This is a genomic window from Blautia sp. AF17-9LB, from assembly GCF_003479185.1.
Classification (GTDB): Bacteria; Bacillota; Clostridia; order Lachnospirales; family Lachnospiraceae; genus Fusicatenibacter; species Fusicatenibacter saccharivorans.
Map to the genome: position 1 here is coordinate 37,916 of NZ_QUGU01000008.1, position 21,513 is coordinate 59,428.

General features: G+C 47.2%; 17 protein-coding genes. 11 read left to right on the forward strand and 6 right to left on the reverse strand.

Features of this window, described 5'->3' with window-relative positions; all coding sequences use genetic code 11:
* Window positions 1-179: 179 nt before the first annotated feature.
* The 4 genes from DWX00_RS10025 to DWX00_RS10040 all read left to right on the forward strand — a co-directional run bounded on the left by DWX00_RS10025 (window position 180) and on the right by DWX00_RS10040 (window position 3,970).
* Entirely contained in the window at window positions 180-1,106 is a 927-nt protein-coding gene (locus DWX00_RS10025; protein WP_147343060.1) for a hypothetical protein, read from the forward strand.
* Window positions 1,107-1,200: 94 nt separating this feature from the next.
* Complete coding sequence (locus DWX00_RS20430; protein WP_173815309.1) at window positions 1,201-1,890, forward strand: response regulator; 690 nt, start codon at window positions 1,201-1,203, stop codon at window positions 1,888-1,890.
* 60 nt (window positions 1,891-1,950) lie between these two features.
* Window positions 1,951-2,763, forward strand: coding sequence for a LicD family protein (locus tag DWX00_RS10035; protein WP_199669505.1), 813 nt, complete (start codon window positions 1,951-1,953; stop codon window positions 2,761-2,763).
* A 31-nt stretch (window positions 2,764-2,794) separates the two neighbouring features.
* Window positions 2,795-3,970, forward strand: coding sequence for a glycosyltransferase (locus tag DWX00_RS10040; RefSeq protein WP_117760761.1), 1,176 nt, complete (start codon window positions 2,795-2,797; stop codon window positions 3,968-3,970).
* Here DWX00_RS10040 and DWX00_RS10045 read toward each other — a convergent pair.
* On the reverse strand, window positions 3,874-5,550 hold the full coding sequence (locus DWX00_RS10045; RefSeq protein WP_118595148.1) for a diguanylate cyclase: 1,677 nt from the start codon (window positions 5,548-5,550) through the stop codon (window positions 3,874-3,876). The two genes, DWX00_RS10040 and DWX00_RS10045, sit on opposite strands and share 97 nt — an antisense overlap.
* Before the next feature lie 101 nt (window positions 5,551-5,651).
* Between DWX00_RS10045 and DWX00_RS10050 the strand changes: the two genes are divergently transcribed.
* The 4 genes from DWX00_RS10050 (at window position 5,652) to DWX00_RS10065 (ending at window position 8,163) form a co-directional block, all read left to right on the forward strand.
* The gene (locus tag DWX00_RS10050) at window positions 5,652-6,170 is read left to right on the forward strand and encodes a DUF4118 domain-containing protein (RefSeq protein ID WP_118595149.1); all 519 of its coding nucleotides are present in this window, start codon (window positions 5,652-5,654) and stop codon (window positions 6,168-6,170) included.
* Window positions 6,171-6,301: 131 nt separating this feature from the next.
* Window positions 6,302-6,610: a sensor histidine kinase gene (locus DWX00_RS10055; protein WP_243037997.1), complete on the forward strand. Its 309-nt coding sequence runs from the start codon at window positions 6,302-6,304 to the stop codon at window positions 6,608-6,610.
* On the forward strand, window positions 6,603-7,304 hold the full coding sequence (locus DWX00_RS10060) for a response regulator (protein ID WP_022461465.1): 702 nt from the start codon (window positions 6,603-6,605) through the stop codon (window positions 7,302-7,304). The genes DWX00_RS10055 and DWX00_RS10060 overlap by 8 nt, the downstream gene beginning before the upstream one ends.
* Before the next feature lie 82 nt (window positions 7,305-7,386).
* Window positions 7,387-8,163 carry a GTP pyrophosphokinase gene (locus DWX00_RS10065; RefSeq protein ID WP_118595151.1) on the forward strand — a complete coding sequence of 259 codons (777 nt, stop codon included), beginning with the start codon at window positions 7,387-7,389 and terminating at the stop codon, window positions 8,161-8,163.
* 326 nt (window positions 8,164-8,489) lie between these two features.
* On the opposite strand, the gene DWX00_RS10070 is transcribed toward DWX00_RS10065, so the two are convergent.
* The 4 genes from DWX00_RS10070 to DWX00_RS10085 all read right to left on the reverse strand — a co-directional run bounded on the left by DWX00_RS10070 (window position 8,490) and on the right by DWX00_RS10085 (window position 14,890).
* Window positions 8,490-9,443 carry a tRNA dihydrouridine synthase gene (locus DWX00_RS10070; protein ID WP_055227649.1) on the reverse strand — a complete coding sequence of 318 codons (954 nt, stop codon included), beginning with the start codon at window positions 9,441-9,443 and terminating at the stop codon, window positions 8,490-8,492.
* Between the two features lie 229 nt (window positions 9,444-9,672).
* The gene (gene bsh / locus DWX00_RS10075; RefSeq protein WP_055219508.1) at window positions 9,673-10,647 is read right to left on the reverse strand and encodes a choloylglycine hydrolase; all 975 of its coding nucleotides are present in this window, start codon (window positions 10,645-10,647) and stop codon (window positions 9,673-9,675) included.
* Between the two features lie 270 nt (window positions 10,648-10,917).
* A complete protein-coding gene (locus DWX00_RS10080) occupies window positions 10,918-12,990 on the reverse strand; it encodes an EAL domain-containing protein (RefSeq protein WP_118595152.1) in 2,073 nt (690 codons plus the stop codon).
* Between the two features lie 364 nt (window positions 12,991-13,354).
* A complete protein-coding gene (locus DWX00_RS10085; RefSeq protein WP_117804349.1) occupies window positions 13,355-14,890 on the reverse strand; it encodes an aminotransferase class I/II-fold pyridoxal phosphate-dependent enzyme in 1,536 nt (511 codons plus the stop codon).
* A 310-nt stretch (window positions 14,891-15,200) separates the two neighbouring features.
* Here DWX00_RS10085 and DWX00_RS10090 point away from each other — a divergent pair, with 310 nt between their 5' ends.
* The gene (locus DWX00_RS10090) at window positions 15,201-16,523 is read left to right on the forward strand and encodes an APC family permease (RefSeq protein WP_158578796.1); all 1,323 of its coding nucleotides are present in this window, start codon (window positions 15,201-15,203) and stop codon (window positions 16,521-16,523) included.
* 22 nt (window positions 16,524-16,545) lie between these two features.
* Window positions 16,546-17,925, forward strand: a complete 1,380-nt coding sequence (locus tag DWX00_RS10095) for an MATE family efflux transporter (protein ID WP_022461392.1) — start codon at window positions 16,546-16,548, stop codon at window positions 17,923-17,925.
* 77 nt (window positions 17,926-18,002) lie between these two features.
* Here DWX00_RS10095 and DWX00_RS10100 read toward each other — a convergent pair whose 3' ends face one another.
* On the reverse strand, window positions 18,003-18,407 hold the full coding sequence (locus DWX00_RS10100; RefSeq protein WP_022461391.1) for an ACT domain-containing protein: 405 nt from the start codon (window positions 18,405-18,407) through the stop codon (window positions 18,003-18,005).
* 322 nt (window positions 18,408-18,729) lie between these two features.
* Between DWX00_RS10100 and DWX00_RS10105 the strand changes: the two genes are divergently transcribed.
* Window positions 18,730-21,345 carry a glycoside hydrolase family 3 protein gene (locus DWX00_RS10105; protein WP_118595154.1) on the forward strand — a complete coding sequence of 872 codons (2,616 nt, stop codon included), beginning with the start codon at window positions 18,730-18,732 and terminating at the stop codon, window positions 21,343-21,345.
* Window positions 21,346-21,513 lie beyond the last annotated feature (168 nt).

A 21,513-nucleotide genomic window follows, 5' to 3' on the forward strand; every position in this document is an offset into this window, starting at 1 on the left:
ATCGAAAGAACTTGATGGGACTTATTATATTTTGCATAACTGTGTGCATTGTGTTTATGTTTGCTTATTATCAGAACCTGAGAAAAGAAATATCTGTCCGGCAGGAATGGCTGGAAACCGTCCTGACCAGAGAAAAAAAGTGGATCCTTGAGAATCAGGGCCCTGAAGGCGAAATCTATATGAATGGAAGTAAAGCCGGAGATGTTAATCCATACTTTGCATGTATGGCTGCACTGGGGCTTCTGGCAGAAACAAAGAATTGCCCCATGACTGAAACAGAGCAAAAAGCTGTTGGCAGGTATCTGGACTGGCATACTGGGGTTTTGCTGGAAACAGATGGAAAAATGGGAATCTACAGGAAAGAGGGTGGGGAACTTATTTATAAAGAAAAGGCTGATTCCGAAGACGGATATCTTGGTATGTACCTTTTTCTTATGGGAAAATATCTGGAAAAGACAGAAAGTACAGACCTGCCGGAATCCTGGAAAAATGGAATCAGCCTTGCATTAAAAAAGATTCAAAGCCTGATGCAGGATGGAATTACACAGGTTTCAGAAGAAAACACAACAGTTTATCTGATGGATAATCTGGAAGTGTGGAAAGGCCTGTATGAATTGGAACTTGCAGGACTGGAAGATACGCAGGCGATCAGTGAAATTCGTAAAAAGATACAGAAACAGATAGAAAAGATATTCTGGGATGATGCGAATCAAAGATGGAGAATTATCGGAAACAGTGATCGGTATCATCAGACAGAATTTTATCCGGATGGTGTTGCTCAGATTTATCCGCTGATTTATGAATTTCCGGTAAAAGAGAAGAAAAAGCAAAAGGTATTATATGATCAGTTTACGGAAAGATTTCAGTGGCAGAAACTGAATAAAAAAAGAACTGGCTTTTTGTGGGCAATGACAGGAATGGCTGCTGCGCAGATGAGGGATATCAATAACCTTGTGGAATTAGTAGGAAATTATGAAACAGAATATTGTAAGAAACGAAAATATCCGCTATATACAGGCGAAGCAGGATGGATATGCATGGAATGCGAGAAATTGTATGGATTATATGAAAGAAAAATAAAAACAGCATTTATACCATGTATATGATCTTGTGCAGAGTGAATAAACGAATACTATCGCAATTTTCAAAAATAGTGCCTGTCAAAACAGCATATTTGCAATATGCAGTTTGCGGATGTTGATGAAGCCCAAAGAACCCGAATCTGATTGTAATCAAGTAAAACGCCGGTTGTGTGAATTTCTGAAAAAACGTGAGGAAGAATTAAGCTCCACGCATGAAAACCTCCAGTTTATTGCCGTGAACCAGGAAGGATACTATTATTCCGATGAGGGTCTGCAGGGCGTGTGGTACAGATCTAAAGATCTGCAGGATGCGGATATCAAAAGCTTTCTGACATCGGACTGGATCACCAATGAAAACCAGATGGTATTTGCCAGAAAACTGCAGAGCCAGCTGGTGGTCGACGGCAGTATCATCACACACTTTATTCTGATCCGTTCGATGGAGGAGATGGCACCGTATTTCAGAAGCAGTGCATTCAGCAACCAGAGCACGACGTATGTGGTGGACAGCAACGGAACGAAGATGTTCGAGGATACCGCTGTCGAGGAGCTGAGGATTCTGGCAGTAATTCTGCTTCTGATCCTGGCATCGGTTCTCTTTGTGACGAAATTCCGGAACAGCAGCCACCCGCTGGCAAAGAAAATCCCGATTCTTGCGATGACAGCCAACGCATTTTCAGAAGATGTGCAGAATGCCTTCAATGCGGGCATGAACGCACACATAGTAAAACCGGTGGATATGAAGGTACTGATAAAAACAGTGCGGAATCTTCAGACGGGCGCCGGAGCGGCAGGAACTTTAAATTGAAAAAATCCGGCAGAGTGTTTATAATGGATGGGAAAAACAAAACAGAAAGGCAATGCCGTTATGCGTAAAATTACAGAATTAAAAGAAAAACAGGAGATTGCGCTTGGAATATTACTGTATCTGGATGAAGTCTGCCGGAAACATCACCTGATCTATTTTGCAGCAGATGGAACGCTGCTCGGGCTGATCCGGCATCAGGGGTTCATTCCGTGGGATGATGATGTGGATGTCTGGATGCCGAGAGCGGATTATGAAAAACTGGAACAGATTGTAAACAGCGAAACGGATACACTGTACCGCGTCATGAATTTTCATAATACAAAGGGTTTCACACTGGCATACGGAAAGCTGGTACACACCGGAACGAGTCTTGTGGAGCACGTGGCAGGAGCTGTGGATACCGGTCTTTTCGTCGACATTTTCCCGTTTGACGGACTGCCGGAAAAAGATACACCGGAGTACGACCGTCACTGGAAAAAGCTGCTGTTTCTGGAAAGCCAGCGGATGAATGCATTCCGCACCTACCGCCAAACCTTAAAAGGAAACAAAGGAAGCTTCGCAAAATGGTGCAAATGGGCGATCCGGAAATGCTATGGAAAAGAGCGGATTCTGCGCGAGATGGAAAAAGAGTGCAGAAAGTACCGCGCGGAGGACTCAAAGTGGGTGGCCTGCCAGTGCGGCGGTTACCGCAAGTCGGACGCGATTCCCAAAACAGCGATCGAAGAGATCGTGCGCCTTCCGTTTGAAGGCCATCTGATCAATGCCCCGGCGGGATATGAGACGTATCTTCACACCCTGTACGGCGATTACCATCAGCTTCCGCCGGAGGATCAGCGTCATCCTGCGCATGTGGGAGATGCCTACTGGCGTTAGAACAGAGAAAAAAGCAGATGAGAGGTAAGCAATGAGTAAAATACTGGTGCTGGGACGTACCATGGACATGGGCGGAACGGAAGTTGCCATGGCAGCGCTGCTGCAGAAACTGGTGGAGAAAAAAGAAGATGTAACGCTTCTTCTGGTCGAAAAAAGAGGCGTTCTGCTGGAGCGGATTCCGAAGGAAGTGGAAGTGCGCCAGATGATCTGGAACAAAAAACCGCATCCGGCTTTGGAACGGATTGTGGGAAAACGGGAGACACCGGCAGAACGGTCTTTCTATGCCAGAGGAATGGGCGTATTTCTGATGCGCGTCGTGTATGGAAAGAAACGGTATGGAAAACTGTATGAACGGATTCTGGAGTGTGTGGAGCCGGAAACAAAACAATACGATCTTGTTTTCGACTTTTTCGGATTCGGTGCGTTCACAACCGCATTCGGAGCCAGAAAGACGAATGCGCGGAAAAAAGCGGTCTGGTTCCACGGAGAAAATCTCTGGTGGCTGTTCCGGACCAGGGACTTTATTCCGGAGTATGATAAAATTTACTGTGTTTCCGAGCCTGTCCGAAAACAGGTCATTGCCCGTTTTCCGGAACTCGCGGACCGGACAGAGGTTCTGCTGAATTTCATTGACATCAAACAGGTGCAGAGACGGAGTGAGGAGCCGCTTAGCGATCCGCAGTACACAGGAGAGCTGAAATTTCTGACGGTGGGAAGAGCTTCGGAAGAAAAAGGATATGATATTGCGGTGCAGATTACGGCGGAGCTGAAAAAACGGGGACTTCGCTTCAAATGGTTCATCATCGGTGATGGAAGAGATCTGAACAAGCTGCGGACCATGGCAAAGGAATATCAGGTGGAGCAGGAAATTATTTTTCTCGGAATGCGCGAAAATCCTGCGCCGTACGTAAAATCCTGCGACCTGTATCTCCAGCCGTCCCGTCACGAAGGCTATCCGATTACGATTGTAGAGGCGAGAAGCCTGCAGAAGGTCATCATCGCTTCCGATATTCCGTCCATGCGCGAGCAGATCCGGGATGGGGAAAACGGATATCTCTGTCCGCTGGATGTGATGCAGTTTGCCGATAAAATCCAGAAAGTGCTGGCAGATCAGGAAGGACGCGATGCGGTCAGAAAGAAGCTGCGGGAGGAACCCATTGATTTTTCAGCGGGATATGCGCAGATAGAAGCGTTTGCAAAAAAATAAAAGAGAAACAGCAAGAAAAAACGCCAGAACCGGCGATAAGATATTTCCGGTTCCGGCGTTTCTTTAGTCCTGGCGTCCCTGCTTGTTTTCATACATATATTTATCTGCTTTGTCAAACAGCGTGCGGAGCGTACATTCGTTGTAATCGGTGGAAAGTGCCAAGCGGTGGGAATAGCTGATGCGGAACTGGGTTCCGTAGCTGTTGAACTGTTCGACTTCGTTCTGAAGCTCTGTGAGGATTTCTGTGATGCTTTCGCGGGTTGCATCATAGATGACCGCCATAATTCATCGCCGCCGTATCTTCCTACGAAATGCTTCGCGGGAATCGAGTTTCGCAGCAGCCGGGCAAAGTTCAGAATCAGCTGGTCGCCGATGGAGTGGCCGAGGCTGTCGTTGACGCGTTTCAGGTTGTTCATGTCAAAGACGATACAGGCGGTAGGAGTTTTGATGAATTCCACATTGTGGAACAGCTCTTCGCACTTGCTCTTGTTCGGCAGTCCCGTGTGAAGGTCGATGTAGGCTTTCTGTTCCAGATGGCGGTTGGCACGGGAAACTTTGACTGCGGCAACCGTTTCATCTGCCATCTGGAAATACGTCTCTCTCATGTCTACCAGATCCGCCGTTCCGTTTTCTCCGGATCTGACCTTCTGAATTTCATTTTTCAGTTTATCCCAGCAGGCAATCTGGACATCCAGTTTTTTCTGATAATCCTTGTCGGAAAGACTCACGAGATCGTAGTGGCCGTCCTCGTATTTCAGTCCGCTTAAGATATCGTCCAGGTCTATCTCAAATCTGGAAAGATCCCAGACTTCAATACTCTTTTTTCCCTTCCTGAAGCTCCTTTTTCTCCCCTCGTCCCGCTGAAACATGCTTTCCGCATCCTGAAACAGAAGCCTTCTTTCATCTTTCAGACGGATTACCGTTTCTAAACCGCATTCTTTCAAAGTATTGATAAACGGGGCATTCAGGTACAGTGCATCCGCCACAATCACATCTGCGAAATGACCATGCCTTTTCTTTAAACGCCGGATGAGCCTTTTCGCTCCTGTCAGTCCCCCTTCATCTTTTTCTGAACCATCTCTGGGTTTCAGCATTTCCTGCCCAAAGATCACATGCGGCGATTTTCCTACCGTCATACATACCACACTTCGATGAAAGTATTCTGTCTTCCCCGTCACGTTCTTCCGGCTCAGGCAGTCTGGACAGGACTTTTTTGTACTGCTGAATAATTCCATCCCATCAATACCTGCCGCAACATATCTGCCTATGGTTCCTTCCCGAAATACGCGGTTGCGTTTCAGAACATCAATCGTCTGCGCGTGAATTTCCTCGATTTCTTTTGGATCAATCCGGGAAAGAAGATCCCTGACTGCATCAACTTTTGGGATTTTTCCACGGATACAGTTTTTCAGTCGTTTCTCCATGCTTTCCGGCGCTGAAAAAATGGTGTGAAAACTTTCATACTGAAGCATCAGGAAAATCAGCACTGGCATAACGATATTAAACAACGGGATGGATTTTCTTTTTCTTTCATCGGATAAACCCTTGATTTTTTGTGGAATTTTGTATACACTTTTCATATAAGTTAGCAGTTTCTTCAATGCTAATTTTTCATTAAGGACACCTTCTTTCGTATGTTTGTGGGGTAACATAATTATACAATAAAAGGTGTCCTTTTTGAGTGTTTATCCGGACTGCGGCACAGATGGCCCGGGCATTTGGTGCTAATTTTACAGCACTGTATGTGCAGACCGCGGAACCGGCAGAGAAAACGCCGGAGGATCAGGCAAGGCTGCAGAAGCATATCCGCCTGGCAGGACAGAGCGGGGCGGAGATTGTAACGACGCACAGCGAGGACATTGCCCTGCAGATTGCAGAATATGCGAGAATTTCCGAAGTAACGCGGATTGTCATTGGAAAAAGCATGATGGATCAGGGATTTTTTCGAAAGAGAAGGGGATGGACCGAACGGCTGACCGATCTGGTGCCGGATTTGGAAATCCATATCATTCCGGATTCCAATATCATTACCATATATCTGGTCGGCGTTATGATGACGTCCATTCTGACCAGCGGTTATACCTGCAGCGTAATCAGTTCTGTGATCAGTGTAGTGCTGTTTAACTACTTCCTGACAGAACCTTCTTTTCAATACCAGCCAGCTTCTGCAGAAGGCAGAGGATGCGTCGGAGATTTTTGATATTACAGCGACAAAGCTTGTAAAACTGCTGGGAAGGGATCTGACGGCCGCACCGGCAGGGGCACAGGAGAGCAGAATTGTCCGCGGAACACTTTACAGCGCGCAGACAGGAGGAAAGACGGAAAAAATCTTTGACCCAAGGGAACAGGAAATCATTCAGTGGGTTCTCGACAGCCAGAAAAGAGGAGAAAAATGTCTGGATCGCGGTGGAGGACAACGGCCCCGGGATTCCAAAAGAGTCCAGAGAGCATGTGTTTGAGATGTTCTATTCCGGGAAAAATAAAGTAAGCGACAGCCGCAGAAGCCTTGGCCTTGGACTGGCACTCTGCCGTTCGATTGTAAATGCGCACGGCGGGGAGATAGCACTTTATGACTGCGATCCACAGGGCTGCTGCTTTTGGTTTAACCTGCCGCTCAGTGAGGTGAATTTGAATGAATAAGACATTAATTCTGGTTGTGGAAGATGATACGCCGGTTCACAACCTGATTACTACGACGTTAAAAACACACGATTATAAGTATATTTCTGCAAAGAACGGTGCGGGTGCCATTATGGAGGCATCCACACATAATCCCGACATTGTTCTGCTCGACCTTGGCCTGCCGGATATTGATGGCGTAGAGGTGATTGAAAAGATTCGAAGCTGGTCGAATATGCCGATTATCGTAATCAGTGCAAGAAGTGAGGACAGCGATAAAATCGAGGCATTGGACGCAGGAGCGGATGATTATCTGACGAAACCGTTTTCTGTGGAGGAACTGCTGGCCCGCCTTCGAGTCACACAGCGCCGTCTGTCCCAGATGCAGGCAGAAAATGGAGTCCAGTCGGCTGTCTTTGAAAACGGCGCACTGCGGATCGAGTACGCAGCGGGGTGCGCATATCTTGACGGAGAGGAACTTCATCTGACACCAATCGAATACAAGCTGCTCTGCCTGCTGTCGCAGAATGCAGGGAAGGTGCTGACGCATACGTTTATCACACAGAAAATCTGGGGAAGCAGCTGGGAGAACGATATCGCTTCTCTCCGTGTTTTCATGGCGACGCTTCGGAAAAAGCTGGAAAAGAACGGAGAGCAGACGCAGTATATCCAGACGCATATCGGGGTTGGCTACCGGATGCTGAAGGTAGAGTAAAAGAAGAAAAAATTTGACTTTACAGACCTAAAATGATAGCATAAAGGACAGAGAACGCAGTTTTGGGAGGACGAAAAAACGGATGATGAAAAACCTCGAAGTACTGGAGGAAATTAGAAAACAGGGAAAAAATCTGATCGAGACAAAACGGGATGAGTTTGTAAAGCAGAATCTTTTATCGGATGAGTTTATTGAGATGATGCAGAAGAACAAAAAGCCGTTCGATCTTCTGATGTCGTATTATCAGTGCGCCATTATGGAAATCGAGACAAAGTTCCGCGTGCTGAATCAGGAATACTCGCTTTCCTATGACCAGAACCCGATCGAAGGAATCAAAACAAGGGTCAAATCGTATGAGAGCATTATGCGGAAAATCCGCGTGAAAGACATCCCGGTCACACTGGAATCTATTGAGGAAAATATCCGCGATATCGCCGGTGTGCGCGTGATCTGTTCTTTTCCAAGCGATATTTATAAGCTGGCAGACAGTTTTCTGAAACAGGATGACATTACGCTGATTGAGCGGAAGGACTATATTCAGCATCCGAAGGAGAGCGGCTACCGCAGTCTTCATCTGATCGTTCAGGTGCCGATCTTTTTACAGGATACAAAGAAACTGGTCTACGTGGAAGTACAGTTCCGTACGATCGCGATGGATTTCTGGGCGAGTCTGGAGCACAAGATGCGCTACAAGAAAAATATTCCCGAAAATCATGTCAAATATCTGCAGGATGAACTCTACGACTGCGCAAGACAGAGCGCGGAGCTGGATAACCGTATGCAGAATATCCGGAATCTGATTGCAGAGGAAGCAGAAGAGGAAGAGCGCGATACGCTTGCAATGCTGCCGATGAAATAGAGAACGGATTTGGGAGTTGGAGAAAAAGAGCATAAAAATACGCCGCAGGTCTAGTGATCAGATCTGCGGCGTATTTTTGCTCATGCTTCTTTCGAATAATGAATATGCTGCAATTTCCATTTCTCGTCCTCTTTGACGGCGACCTGTGTCTCGAGTCCGCGGATGCCGTACGAAGTGCCATCCTCACGGCGGATGCATTCGGTGTGGTAAGAGAAAAGGATGAGAGCTGTGTTTTCGTTGATCAGACGCGGTTCAATTTTATCTGTGCGGAACAGGATGGAAAAATCAAGCGAAGGTTCATAAGCGGCTTGCGCGGCTCGATTCGGTTAAAAAATCAGCTCCTGTTCCCGAAAGAGCGAATCAACGGCCTCTTCATACTCGGCAAGGCGATTTGCTTTTTTGATCTTTTTCAGATACTTCTGGGGATTCGTAAACGATGTTCCGAGGTAAATCCACAGTGCCTTTAATTTAAACAGCACATTTTTATCCCCGGAAATAACGCGCGCATAGCCGGCACAGAGATCTTCGCAGAATGCGCGCAGCAGCTCCTTATCTGCCGGAGCTAAATTTTCACTGCTGGCAGGATCTGTACTGCGCAGCATCCCGATCAACCAGGGGTTCTGCAGCACCCCGCGGCCGAGCATGACCTTTTCCGTCAAGGGAAAATCATGGCAGAGCTTCTGAAAATCAGCGGTTGAGAAAAGATCCCCATTGTAGCACAGCGAGTGGCGGCTCGTCTCATATGCTGTCCGATAACACTCCATGCGCGGCGTATATTTGTAGAAATCTTTCTGAATCCGCGGATGAATAATCAGCTCTTCCAGCGGATATTTGTCATAAATCGCAAGCAGCGTCTCCCACTCATCGGTGTCGGTTGTGCCAAGTCTTGTCTTGATGGAAATCCGGCAGTCGCAGGACGAAAAGATTTCATCGAGAAATGCATCGAGTGTATGCGGCCACGCAAGCAGTCCGGAGCCGCGCCGCTTGGCGACAACCGTGCCGGACGGACAGCCAAGGTTCAGATTGACGGTATCGTAGCCGTACTCCTTCAGTTCTTTTGTCAGAGAAAGAAAGTCCTCCGCCTGGTTTGTGAGAATCTGCGGGATCACCGTCATCCCTTCGTTATGCTCCGGGAGAATGTCATTGCGCTCGCGGGAGCTCATCTTTTTATTTGTAATAAATGGCGTGAAATAACGGTCAGCCGCCGGAAAATATTTGTGGTAGGCGCTCCGGTACACATATCCGGTCAGCCCTTCCATTGGGGCGAGATAAAATTGCATGATGATAAAATCCTTTCAAAAAAATCGGTTTTCCAATACGAAAAGTGTATCATAAAACTGCCGGAAGGGACAGAAAAAAATGAAAGTAAAATAATATCTACTAAACAAGTAAGAGGTTAAAAGAAGAAGCCGGTGCGACGTCTGTTTTACAATATGTGATGAGATGTAGAAAAAATCCGATACAGAATCTTTTTTGAGGGGTCCTCAAAGATTTCTGTACCGGATTTTTCTAATTCTGCATATGGATCTGCTCGCCCGTCACCGGCGCAAAGCAGCGAAGCGTTTCGCCATCGAGATTCTCGCGGTGCATATCAACCGCAGAAATCTGATGATTGTCATACGTCGTATAATAGTAAATTCCCTGCGTCGCATTGCAGCAGGAAGTATAGAGCGTGATCTCATACTTTCCGTCCGCCACCTCACAGCATCCTCTCTGCTGGTCAACAGAATTTAAAATATGGAAAAACTGGCTGACACTTTCCGTTTCGCTGTTTCCCGAGATCGAGTTCTGCTTTACAAACGCCACGCGTGCAAAGCGGGAAGCAGAAGAGAGGTCGCCCGGCAGTCCGAGGCCACCCATGCCGCGGCTGTACGTAGAAAGATCGAGCTGGTTGGAAAATGTGTTGGCCGGCTGTTTCGGTGACAGATGCAGGTAATTGTTCAGTGAGAACATCTGCATTGGAAACGGCGGATTGTTTGTCAGAACGCCGACCGGATTGTCGTAGACATGCAGACCGTCCGCCGTGGATTCCACGGTGATGGCACCCGATGCATCTGCGATGATCCAGTGAAGCTGTGCGAGCGGAAGATTCTTTTTAAAAGGTGTGCTGATGAGATTGATACGGGAGAGGGATTCTTTTGCTTCCGCAAGCGAAGCACATGTACCGAGAATCCACGGGATCAGCTCGAACTGCGCGATATTGTCTTTCTCCGGTTTCGGATCGAAATAAACGGCATTTCCTACAAAATTAAGGCCGGCGATACCAAGCCCTTTTTCATTGAACGCCTCATAATAGAGCGGGTAATCATCCATCACACACGCCATGCCGATCATTGCATAGTGATGGGAAAGGGACGGCATATGAAGAAAGGAAAACGGGTAATTGCGAGGTGTAACGGTGATCTGGTCGCCATAGGAAAATTCATAATCGAGTGTGCGGCCCATATAAAAGTCGCGTGTTTGATAGGTTGCTGCTGTACACATAGAAAAACTCCTTTCGATGGATGATTTGTCATTGCTATAAGGTATCATAGCACAGAAGCGGAGGAACGAACAGGAGAAAAATATGAAAAAAGTATAAAAAAGGATCCTTCAGAGTGGAGACAAAACCCTGCTTTTGCAGGGTTTGCTATGGATGTTTTTTGAGGGATGATTGCTCAGATACGCTCCGGGTCGCTGACCGGTACCTGTTTCGAAGCAGCAGATCAGACATAGATGCTGTGATTTGAAAGGATGCTGCAGGAAGAGGTGGAATTACGCAAGATGCTTCCGGAAGTGTTCTATGACAGCAACGGATTCTGCACTGACAGGTTTCGGAACAGCGGACGGTTTTGCAAGAAAATAGCCCTGCAGGAGATCAACATCCAGTTCCAGTACCTTCAAAAGTTCAGCTGGAGTTTCCAGACCCTCGGCAATGATTTTCATGCCTCTTTGATGTGCATAGGAAACAATATTTTCTACGATCTGCTGCTTGTCCGGATCGGAGTCGATATCGCGGATGATGGAAAGATCCAGCTTGATATACGCCGGTGCAAGCTCCAGAAGCGTTTTTTCATTGCTGTAGCCGCTGCCGTAGTCATCCAGGGCAAATACACCGGAAAATCCCGGCATCTCACGTTTTTTCAACAGAGCTGTAAGATCCTGTGAATCCTCCTCTGTGATCTCGATGACAATCCGATCCTGAAGAAAGCTGTATTGTTCGACGTAAGCCACTGACTCATCGTGATTCATGTATTGGCTTGCAATCGAATTGACAAAGAGAAGCTCATCACCGCGTATCTGATGGGTGGAGAGGAATGTGGCATAGGATTTTGCAGAGAGAAACATAGTCAGACGTTCTATTTCATGCAGGCACTCTTCCTCGTGAGCCAGCTGCAGGATCTGATCCGGACGAGTAAGTGCCGGGAGATTTCCGCGCATCAGCGCCTCGTAGGCGTAGATACTGCCGTCCGCAGCGGAAACAATTGGCTGGAAGTAATACGTAAACAGCTCTTCATTCAACATTTTATGGAACAGGCGGCGCATCTCGGTTTCCTTTGCGTTTTTTGTAAAAAGCTCCAGATCGAATTCGGTAATGTACCCTTTTTCTGCTTTCTTTACCTGGTACATTGCGAAATCCGCATATTTTTTCAGCGTAGACAGATCTGTACTGTTTTCCGGATACCAGGAAACTCCGCCGGAAAGGCGAAGGGGCAGTTTACGACCACTTGGCAGCTCCAGGGCTGTATTTGAAACCGCAAGGGAAAGATTCTGCAGAAGTGCTCGAATTTCTTCCTGCGATTGGTAGCCGTAGAACAGAAGATTAAATTCATCGCCGGAAATACGGGCACAGAGCGTTTTAGCCGGCACAGAGGAGATAAAACACTGTCCTGCCTGCCGGATATAGGCATCGCCCCAGTCGTGGCCGAAGGTGTCGTTGGTGCGTTTTAGATTGTCAAGGTCGATCATCAGAAGGGCAGCGTGACCGAGAACTTCCGAATGCTCAAAAAGAGCTTCACTTTCCCGCTGAAACGCGCGTCGATTGTAGAGACCGGTCAATGCATCGTAATCACGCTCGTGCTCTATGCGCTGCCGTTCCAGCATAACGGAGGTAAAATCTTCGACAAGTCCGATCTGCGCATAGCCCTCGCGGGAGGTCTCCATACGGATGTAGCGGATTGTTCCGTCAGAAAATGAAATTTCATACACCTTAGAATGCCCGACCCATACGGTATGAGAATGTGTCTGGTCAAATTCACGCAGCATCTGCTGGAAATACCGGGTGGAAAGCCCGGAGACATCTTCAGATGGAAGGTTGAGCATGGGAAAAAAGTTCTTTGTGACATAGACCGTGTTGAGATCAAAACGCATCTCATAGCCACCCAGTTCAATACTTGCCATTTCCATGATACGCAGGAATTTTGTGGAGGTTGTCAGAATAATGTGGATACTGCCGTCATCGGAAAAGTCACCTTCTTCCAGGTAATTGGGAAGATAGGCAGCCTTTTCTTTCTCTGTAAGATAAGGGGAAAGATCAACGACCTGTCCCATCTGCTCAAGCGTATAGGCGGTATCGGCGTAGGCGGAAAAAATATTTGGCATGGCAAGGGCACCAACCCTTCCTTTGGCGGCATCGAGAACATTTTTTTCCAGGTCATTGATGCTGCCCTGACTGGAGGCTTCGACCGTAATATGCTCTTTTTTTCCGATCGTTGTATTGAATTCCTCAACAAGACGTTCAAAGGAAGCTAACTGATCTCCGTTGTAATACGTCCATACGGTCAGCGTAACGGGTTTGTCGGAGGCGCGGCATCCGCCAAGAAGCGATACAGCGAGAACAGAACTCAAAAGAAAGGTTGTGACTTGATTTGAAAGAATTATAACATAAAGGAACAGGAGCCGCAATCGAAATTAAGCCGTGGAACAGAAAAGTTGTTACAGTTCACTGGTTCCCAGCGAACTGTAACATTCGCAGCCCTCATTTAAAGTTTTGCTTCGCAAAAGGAGGGCTGCTCACGCCTGAATCACTTTCTTACGCAGCGAAACAGCAAGTGTTTCACTGCTGAGTGAACAGTAACGAAAAGTTACCTGTTGTTTGCCGGGTACCGGTGAAGTGTAATGCAGCAGGAAAGAATCCGGTAAAGGAAAAAAGCTCCGCCGGAAAAAAAGGTGGTATTTCCGGTGGAGCTCTGTGAAAAAAGTGATCAGAATTTTACTGATGATAATAAGAGAGGAAGTCGGTGATCTTTTCAACCGCATCCTTTAAAACTTCAATTCGCGGCAGGTAAACAACGCGGAAGTGATCCGGCTGTCCCCAGTTGAAGCCGCCGCCGTGGACAATCAGAAGTTTCTTGTCGCGCAGCAGATCGAGAGCAAATTTTTCATCGTTTGTAATATTGAACTTTTTGGTGTCAATTTTCGGGAACATATAGAACGCAGCTTTTGGTTTGACTGCGGTAATGCCCGGAATATCGCAGAATGCTTTGTAAACGTATTCACGCTGCTCGTAAATCCGTCCGCCCGGAATGATGTAGTCGTTGACACTCTGGTGGCCGCCAAGAGCGGTCTGGACAACGGACTGTGCCGGAACATTGGAGCAGAGACGCATGTTGGAGAGCATTTTGAGCCCTTCAATATAGTCCTTTGCGATAGCTTTATTTCCACTTAAGATCATCCAGCCGATACGGAAGCCTGCGATCATGTGCGATTTGGAAAGACCACTGAAGGTGACACAGAACAGATCCGGTGCGAGGGATGCAATAGAAACATGCTCGAGACCGTCCATGACGAGCCGGTCATAAATTTCATCGGAAAAGATGATCAGCTGATGTTCTCTGGCAAGCTCGACAATCTGCTGCAGTACCTCTTTCGGATAGAGTGCACCGGTCGGATTATTCGGATTGATGATAACAATCGCTTTTGTGCGGTCGGTGATCTTCTTTCGCATATCATCAATGTCCGGATACCATTCGGACTGTTCATCGCAGATGTAGTGGACGGCTTTTCCACCGGCCAGCGTTGCGCAGGCGGTCCAGAGCGGGTAATCCGGGGATGGGATGAGGATTTCATCCCCGTCATCCAGAAGAGCGGACATGCAGAGGTTGATCAGCTCACTGACGCCGTTTCCGGTGTAGATATCATCGATAGAAACATTTGGCAGTTTCTTTAACTGCGCATACTGCATGATCGCTTTTCGTGCAGAGAAGAGACCCTGGGAAGGAGAGTAACCCTCGCAGTCGGTAAGCTGATGGCTCATGTCGTAGATGACCTCATCAGGAGTACGGAAGCCAAATGGAGCCGGATTTCCAATGTTCAGTTTCAGAACCTGTGTGCCGCACGCTTCCATGCGGTTTGCTTCTTCTACGACAGGTCCGCGGACATCATATAAGACATTGTCGAGTTTCGATGATTTTTTAAATTCTCGCATAGGGGAACCTCCTGTTTTTGTCTGGGAAAGGGAAGCGGCAGATGGATCAGAAAAGGATTCTGCCGGATCGGAAACCGTATCTGCCGTATAGTTTACTGTGGAATCTTTTGCAAGCAGCCAGTCGGGATCGACCTGGAGCACATCGGCCAGAAAGTGAAGAATGTCGGAGCGCGGAACCGTTTTTCCGCTGACATACTGGCTGACATGGCTTTTTCCAAGTTTCACACCGCGCCGCTGGGCCGCTCGGATCAAATCGACCTGCTTGAACTGTTTCGCCTGCATGGCCAGTTTCAGACGGTCGGAAAAGGTTTCATTTGTCATAGAAAATCTCCTTAAGATAGAATACAAAATAAAAAAAAGTTCAAAACTGTGCTTATTGTAGCATGGACAAGAAAAAAGTTCAATAGAAAAACTGAAAATTGTAAAAATGTTGAAAAGTTCAAAATTAAAGCGAAACGAGTTCAATTATAATATTGTCTATTCTGTACAGGTAAAGCGTTAAACCTTGCGCATTTTGCAAATTGACAAACGATGAGATTTCGGTAGAATAAAAAAATAGGATGCTATGCGTTTCTGTTGGGATCCGCCAACAGAAACGAGAGTACATTGGGAGAAAAAGGGAGGAAAATGTATGGGGGAAGGTCATAAAAAACTGAATATTTCCGACTGTATGGGACTTGCGATCGGACAGATCATCGGTTCGGGCATCATGGTACTGACGGGAATCGTCATCGGTCTGACAGGACACGGCATTGCCGCAGCGTTTATTTTAGGTGCCGTGCTTGCCGTTATCACCTGTGTACCGTTCATCATCCTGACGTCCGCAATCCCGTCATCAGGCGCCGGCTTTACTTACATCCGACGATTGATGGGTGAAAAAGCCGGATTTATGTACATTGCGATGTTTGTCTTAAGCCAGGTTCTGATCGCAACGTACGCGAAAGGCTTTGCAAGCTATTTCTGCTCGATTTTTCCGCAGTTTGGCGAGTCGGCTGTCGCAATGGCAGCACTTGTTATCTGCACCGCCATCAATCTCATCGGACTGAAATCGAGCGCACTGGTGCAAAAGGGCATGGTTGTGCTGCTGCTTTTGAGCCTGTTCTTATTTATTGTATTCGGGCTGCCCAAAGTAAGCTGGGATGCCCTGACACCGACGGTATCCAACCTGATGCCGAACGGTCCGAAGAACTTTTTCACAGGCGTGGCACTTTTGAGTTTTGCGTGCGGAGGCGCAAAATTCGTTGCGGAGAACGGAGACGATATTGTGGAGCCGTCCCGCACAATTCCAAAGGTTATCGTGCTTTCCACGAGTATCGTTGCTGTATTCTATGTGCTGATCGGTATCGTGGCAGGCGGCGTGCTTCCGGTCGAAACGGTTGCATTTCAGAATCTGACGCTTGTCGCACAGGAGATTTTTCCAACCTGGCTGTACCTGTTTTTCGTGTTCGGTGGTGCCGTATTTGCGCTGCTTACCACCCTGAACGGAACCTTGAGCTGGGTGACAAGAGGACTGCAGGCTGCCGCAAAACAGGGCTGGCTGCCGGAAAAAACCGCGGAGGAGAATAGAAACGGTGTTCCGGCGATCCTTCTGATGGTCTTTTTCCTGATGGGCGCCATTCCGATCCTTACGGGAATGGATCTGACATTGATTTCCAACATGGGTGTCGGAACCGATATGGTGACGGAATTTATGGTACTCCTGGCCTGCTGGCGTCTGCCGGATATCTTCCCGGAAGAGTATCAGAAGTCTGCGTTTTGTATGAAAAAGCGGACACTTCACATTCTGCTGTTTTTCATCGGCATTCTGATGATCGGAACCTCGTATGTCAATCTGTCGGATCTTACGGTTCCCGCGGCGATCGCATGCGGCATCTATATTCTGGTGATGTTTGTTTACACGCAGGTCCGATATCCGTATGTGAAGGCAAAACAGGAAAAGAAAGAAGACAAATAAAGAAGAGAAATGGAGAAGAAACATGAGGGCAACAACAAAAGAGCAGGGCTTTTACAGCCAGATTTTTAAGCTGGTTCTGCCGATTGTGATTCAGAATCTTTTAAGCGCGGCAGTCAACTCTGCCGATGTCGTGATGTTGAACTACGTGGGACAGTCCGCTATTTCCGCGGTATCCCTGGCATCCAACTATGCAAATGTATTATTTATGGTTTATTACGGACTGGGAACAGGAGCAACACTTCTGTGTGCCCAGTACTTTGGAAAGGGCAATATGCGCGCAATTCAGACTGTCGAGGGAATCGCACTTCGATTCTCCGTCATCATCTCCGTTGTTGTGGCAGGAATTGCTTTTACCATGCCACAGATGATGATGCGTCTGTTTACAGATAATGCGGAACTGATCCGGATCGGTGCTTCGTATCTGCGCGTCATGGGTGTGACCTACCTGTGCTGGGGCATCACGGAGATCTATCTTGCGGTACTTCGAAGCCTCGGCCGTGTGACGATCAGCATGGCGATGAATATGATGGCATTCGCACTGAACGTATTTTTCAACGCATGCTTCATTTTTGGCCTCTTCGGATTTCCGAAGCTTGGAGCAACCGGTGTTGCAATCGCAACGGCGATGTCGCGTGTCATTGAACTGATCGGCTGTGTGATTGTGTCGATCATGAGTAAGGATATCAAGCTCGATCTGCGGTACATGTTCATCCGCAACAAGATGCTGTTTTCCGATTTTGTGAAGCTGTCACTTCCGGCGCTTGGAAATGATCTTTCCTGGGGCGTTGCATTTTCGATGTATTCTGTGATCCTGGGCCATCTGGGAAGCGATGCGGTAGCGGCAAACTCGCTCGTTGTCGTTGTAAGAAATATCGGAACTGTGCTGTGCTTTGGTGTGGCAAGTGCGGGCGGTATTCTGCTTGGAAATGTTATGGGAGAAGGAAATCTGGAAAAGGCGAAGGAATATGCGTCTAAACTGCTGAAGCTGACGGTTGTTACCGGAGCTGTGGGCGGACTGGTTGTACTGGGTATCACGCCGTTTGTACTGAAGTTTGCTTCTTTAAATGAGACCGCGATGCATTATCTGAAATATATGCTGCTGATTAACACCTATTATATTATGGGGACTGCCGTCAATACAACGCTGATTGCCGGAGTATTCCGTGCCGGAGGTGACACAAAGTTCGGACTGGTCTGCGATACGATTGATATGTGGTGCTACGCGGTGCCGCTTGGATTTATTGCAGCGTTTGTCTTCAAGCTTCCTGTCCTTGTGGTTTATTTCCTGTTGTGTACAGATGAGTTTGTAAAATGGCCGTGGGTTCTGAAACGGTATAAGAGCGGACTGTGGGCAAAAAACATTACGCGGGATCATCTGTTTGAGGATGAAGAAAAAGAATAGATGATATAGAAAAAGACATCTGCAGAGGTGAAAAATCACTTCGTTAGATGTCTTTTTTCGTGTTTTTCAAACATGCTCTAGAGAACGGTATATCCTTTGCTCTTTAAGCTTGCTTCTGTCTCGTACACATCCGGTACATGGAACACCATGATCGGGCAGCCGGACTCGCGGTTGAAAGAGAGATAGATATAGTCGATGTCGATATTTGTCTCAAGCAGTGTTTTCAGAAGGGAATTTAAGTTACCCGGCTGATCAACTACCTCGACACCGAGTACATCCGTCTGGCGTGTCATGTAACCGGCAGCCTGAAGCGCCTGCTCTGCTTTATCCGGATCGGAAACGACCATGCGGACAATGCCGTACTCTGCGCTGTCATTGTTGACGGAACCTAAAATGTTGACGTCATTTTCAAACAGAATCTGTGTGATCTGCTGCATCGTGCCTTTTTTATTTTCTGCGAAAATAGAAAGTTGTTTTAACATAATTGGGGCCTCCTAAAATTGATCTGTGATTCCATTATACTGCCAAAATCAAACGCGTCAACGAATTTTGTGAAAGAAGACGAAAAAAGGTGGAAAAAGCGTATCGTTTACAGAAAAATCAATAGAATAAAAGCATCAATATAAAAAATAAAAAAAGAAATCAATGAGCGAAAAAAAGACAGAAAAGTCGGATAATAAGAGAAAATGCACAAAATACAAATAAAATATGAGAAAACGGGTGAAAAAACTTTTGCATAATGACGAAAAATGCGTTACAATAAAAGCGCTATATGTGAATTTGTTATTGGGAGGTATTAGAATTATGGCAACATTTTATGCATCAAAAACAGGAGAAGTATCTGCTAGAGAAAAAGAACATTCCGCGCTGGTACGTGAACTGGCCGGTGAGTGCATGACACTTCTTGAAAACGACGGAACCCTGCCGCTTGCCGGTGCAGGAAAAGTCGCAGTTTATGGTAACGGCGTCCGCCACACGGTAAAAGGGGGTACCGGTTCCGGAGACGTTAACACAAGAACGGTTGTTACGATTGAACAGGGCTTAAAAGAGGCCGGCTTTGAAATTCTGACCGGTAAATGGCTTGACGAATATGACAAAGTGCTTGCAGATGCGCAGGCTGCATATCAGGCAGAGCTGGCAAAAAAAGCAGAGGAGCTTCACATTCCGATTTTTGCTGTCATGTTCTCGGAAGCATTTGCGCAGCCTGATGTACCTGCGATTACCGAAAAAGAGGACACCGATACCGCTATCTACGTTCTGTCAAGAAACTCCGGTGAAGGTGCAGACCGCTATAACAGAGCATGCGATTATCTGCTCGGCGAAAACGAGCTCGCTGACATTGCCTATCTGGCAGAGCATTATGAGAAAACAGTTTTAATTTTGAATATTGCGAACCTTGTAGACACCACAGAGTTAAAGAAAATCAAAGGACTGAATGCAATTCTTCTTGCAGGACAGGCCGGAAATGCAACCGGAAACATCGTTGCAGACGTTGTTCTCGGAAAGAGCATCCCATCAGGAAAGCTGACCGATACATGGGCTGCTTCCTATGAAGACTATCCGTCCTCCGAAAATTTCAGCCACAACAACGGTGACACTAACGATGAGTATTACAGCGATGGCATTTATGTCGGCTACCGTTATTTTGACACCTTCAACGTAACCCCGAACTACTGCTTCGGCTACGGCAAAGGCTATACTGATTTCGAGACGGAAGTAAGGGACGTGAAGGCAGATGATAAGAACGTTACCGTTACCGCATCCGTAAAGAATATTGGTGATACATTCGCCGGAAAAGAAGTCGTACAGGTTTACTATTCCGCACCGGATGGAACGATTGAGAAACCGTATCAGGAGCTTGGCGGCTTCGGAAAATCCGATCTGCTCTCGCCGGGTGAGTCCCAGACGATTACCATTTCCTTCCCGACGAGATCTATGGCTTCCTACGATGAGAAAAAAGCAGCATGGGTACTCGAAGCAGGAACGTATTACATCCGTGTCGGTAACAGCTCCAGAACAACGAAAGTGGCAGCAGCCCTGAATCTCAAAGAGACCGTTGTTACGGTTCAGGGAAAGAATCTCTTCCCGGCAGATGACGCTCCGCAGGAACTCTCCAAAGCAGGCGTAACACCGTACAGCTATGAAGGTGAGGCAGAAGAAAAAGCAGCTGCAAAACAGATTGAGATTTGCAGTAAATGCATCAAGACAGAGACCGTTATTTACAGTGGAACACCGGAAGCATTCCCAGTTTATGAGGGAGAGAAGCTGACTGCGGCAGATGTAAAGAGCGGAAAAGCGACGTTAAAAGATCTCGTATCGCAGCTGACCGTAGAAGAGATGGCTACCGTTTGCAATGGTACGGCAGACGGCCTCGGACAGGAAGGCTTTATCGGATCTTCTTCCGATATGGCGCCTGGAGCAGCGGGAGATACGACTTCCATTCTTCTTGCGGACAGAGGTATTTACAATACGATTCTTGCAGACGGTCCGGCCGGTCTTCGTCTGATTCCGCACTTTGTCGTTGATGCAGACGGAAAGATGGTATCCTCCGGAAATCCTCTGGAAGATGCGTTTAACAAAAATGAAATCGAAGTTCCGGAAGGCGGCACGGAGTATTTCCAGTACTGCACCGCAATCCCGGTAGCAGCGCTTCTTGCACAATCGTGGAACATGGATCTGATTCAGAAATGCGGTGATATCGTCGGAAAAGAGATGGAAGAATTCCACATTTCCGTATGGCTGGCACCTGGCATGAACATTCACAGAAATCCGCTGTGCGGAAGAAACTTCGAGTACTATTCAGAGGATCCGCTTGTGGCAGGTCTGTGTGCAGCAGCCGATACCAGAGGAATCCAGTCCCATGCCGGAATCGGAACCAGTATCAAGCACTTTGCAGCCAACAACCAGGAAGACAACCGTATGTACGTCAATGAGCATATCAGCGAGCGTGCAATGCGTGAAATCTATCTGAAGGGCTTTGAAATCGCAGTCAAGACAGCACAGCCGATGACAATCATGTCCTCGTACAACCTGGTAAACGGTGTACATACTGCCAACAGCCACGACCTTCTGACGGCAGCAGCAAGAGATGAGTGGGGCTTCGCAGGCTATGTCATGACCGACTGGGGAACCTCAGAGGACATGAGCGGATTGTTCGCTTACAAATATAACCTGAAATATGGACATTCCACTTCAAGAGAGTGTGTTCTTGCAGGAAACGATCTGCAGATGCCTGGCCAGCAAGGAAACCGTCAGGAAATTGTAGCATCTGTTGCAGACGGAACTCTGCCGATTGGACAGCTTCAGACCTGTGCATACCGCATTCTGAATGTTGTTCTGCAGTCCCTCGCATATGATGACTGCAAACCATACGGTGATCAGTTCGAACTCGAAGAGGCAGTTACCGTTACAAAAGCATAAAAAATCAAAAAAACATAGAAGCAGCCCCGCAGACCTTTACCATAAGGCTTTGCGGGGCTGCTTTTTGTACGGTCAAAGGAGCAAGGCTGTGACTGCAAGAGATAAGCGATTTCCGCAATCTGCAAGCCAAGCTTGGTGGCATAAAATGTAAAAAGCTCACGAAAGAAC

What these genes read in the sequence shown, in the direction of transcription:
- DWX00_RS10025 (WP_147343060.1), top strand. Translation starts at nt 180, where the DNA reads ATGAATGGAAGTAAAGCCGGAGATGTTAATCCATACTTTGCATGTATG.
- DWX00_RS20430 (WP_173815309.1), top strand. Translation starts at nt 1,201, where the DNA reads ATGAAGCCCAAAGAACCCGAATCTGATTGTAATCAAGTAAAACGCCGG.
- DWX00_RS10035 (WP_199669505.1), top strand. Translation starts at nt 1,951, where the DNA reads ATGCGTAAAATTACAGAATTAAAAGAAAAACAGGAGATTGCGCTTGGA.
- DWX00_RS10040 (WP_117760761.1), top strand. Translation starts at nt 2,795, where the DNA reads ATGAGTAAAATACTGGTGCTGGGACGTACCATGGACATGGGCGGAACG.
- DWX00_RS10045 (WP_118595148.1), bottom strand. Translation starts at nt 5,550, where the DNA reads ATGAAAAGTGTATACAAAATTCCACAAAAAATCAAGGGTTTATCCGAT.
- DWX00_RS10060 (WP_022461465.1), top strand. Translation starts at nt 6,603, where the DNA reads ATGAATAAGACATTAATTCTGGTTGTGGAAGATGATACGCCGGTTCAC.
- DWX00_RS10065 (WP_118595151.1), top strand. Translation starts at nt 7,387, where the DNA reads ATGATGAAAAACCTCGAAGTACTGGAGGAAATTAGAAAACAGGGAAAA.
- DWX00_RS10070 (WP_055227649.1), bottom strand. Translation starts at nt 9,443, where the DNA reads ATGCAATTTTATCTCGCCCCAATGGAAGGGCTGACCGGATATGTGTAC.
- bsh (WP_055219508.1), bottom strand. Translation starts at nt 10,647, where the DNA reads ATGTGTACAGCAGCAACCTATCAAACACGCGACTTTTATATGGGCCGC.
- DWX00_RS10085 (WP_117804349.1), bottom strand. Translation starts at nt 14,890, where the DNA reads ATGACAAATGAAACCTTTTCCGACCGTCTGAAACTGGCCATGCAGGCG.
- DWX00_RS10090 (WP_158578796.1), top strand. Translation starts at nt 15,201, where the DNA reads ATGGGGGAAGGTCATAAAAAACTGAATATTTCCGACTGTATGGGACTT.
- DWX00_RS10095 (WP_022461392.1), top strand. Translation starts at nt 16,546, where the DNA reads ATGAGGGCAACAACAAAAGAGCAGGGCTTTTACAGCCAGATTTTTAAG.
- DWX00_RS10100 (WP_022461391.1), bottom strand. Translation starts at nt 18,407, where the DNA reads ATGTTAAAACAACTTTCTATTTTCGCAGAAAATAAAAAAGGCACGATG.
- DWX00_RS10105 (WP_118595154.1), top strand. Translation starts at nt 18,730, where the DNA reads ATGGCAACATTTTATGCATCAAAAACAGGAGAAGTATCTGCTAGAGAA.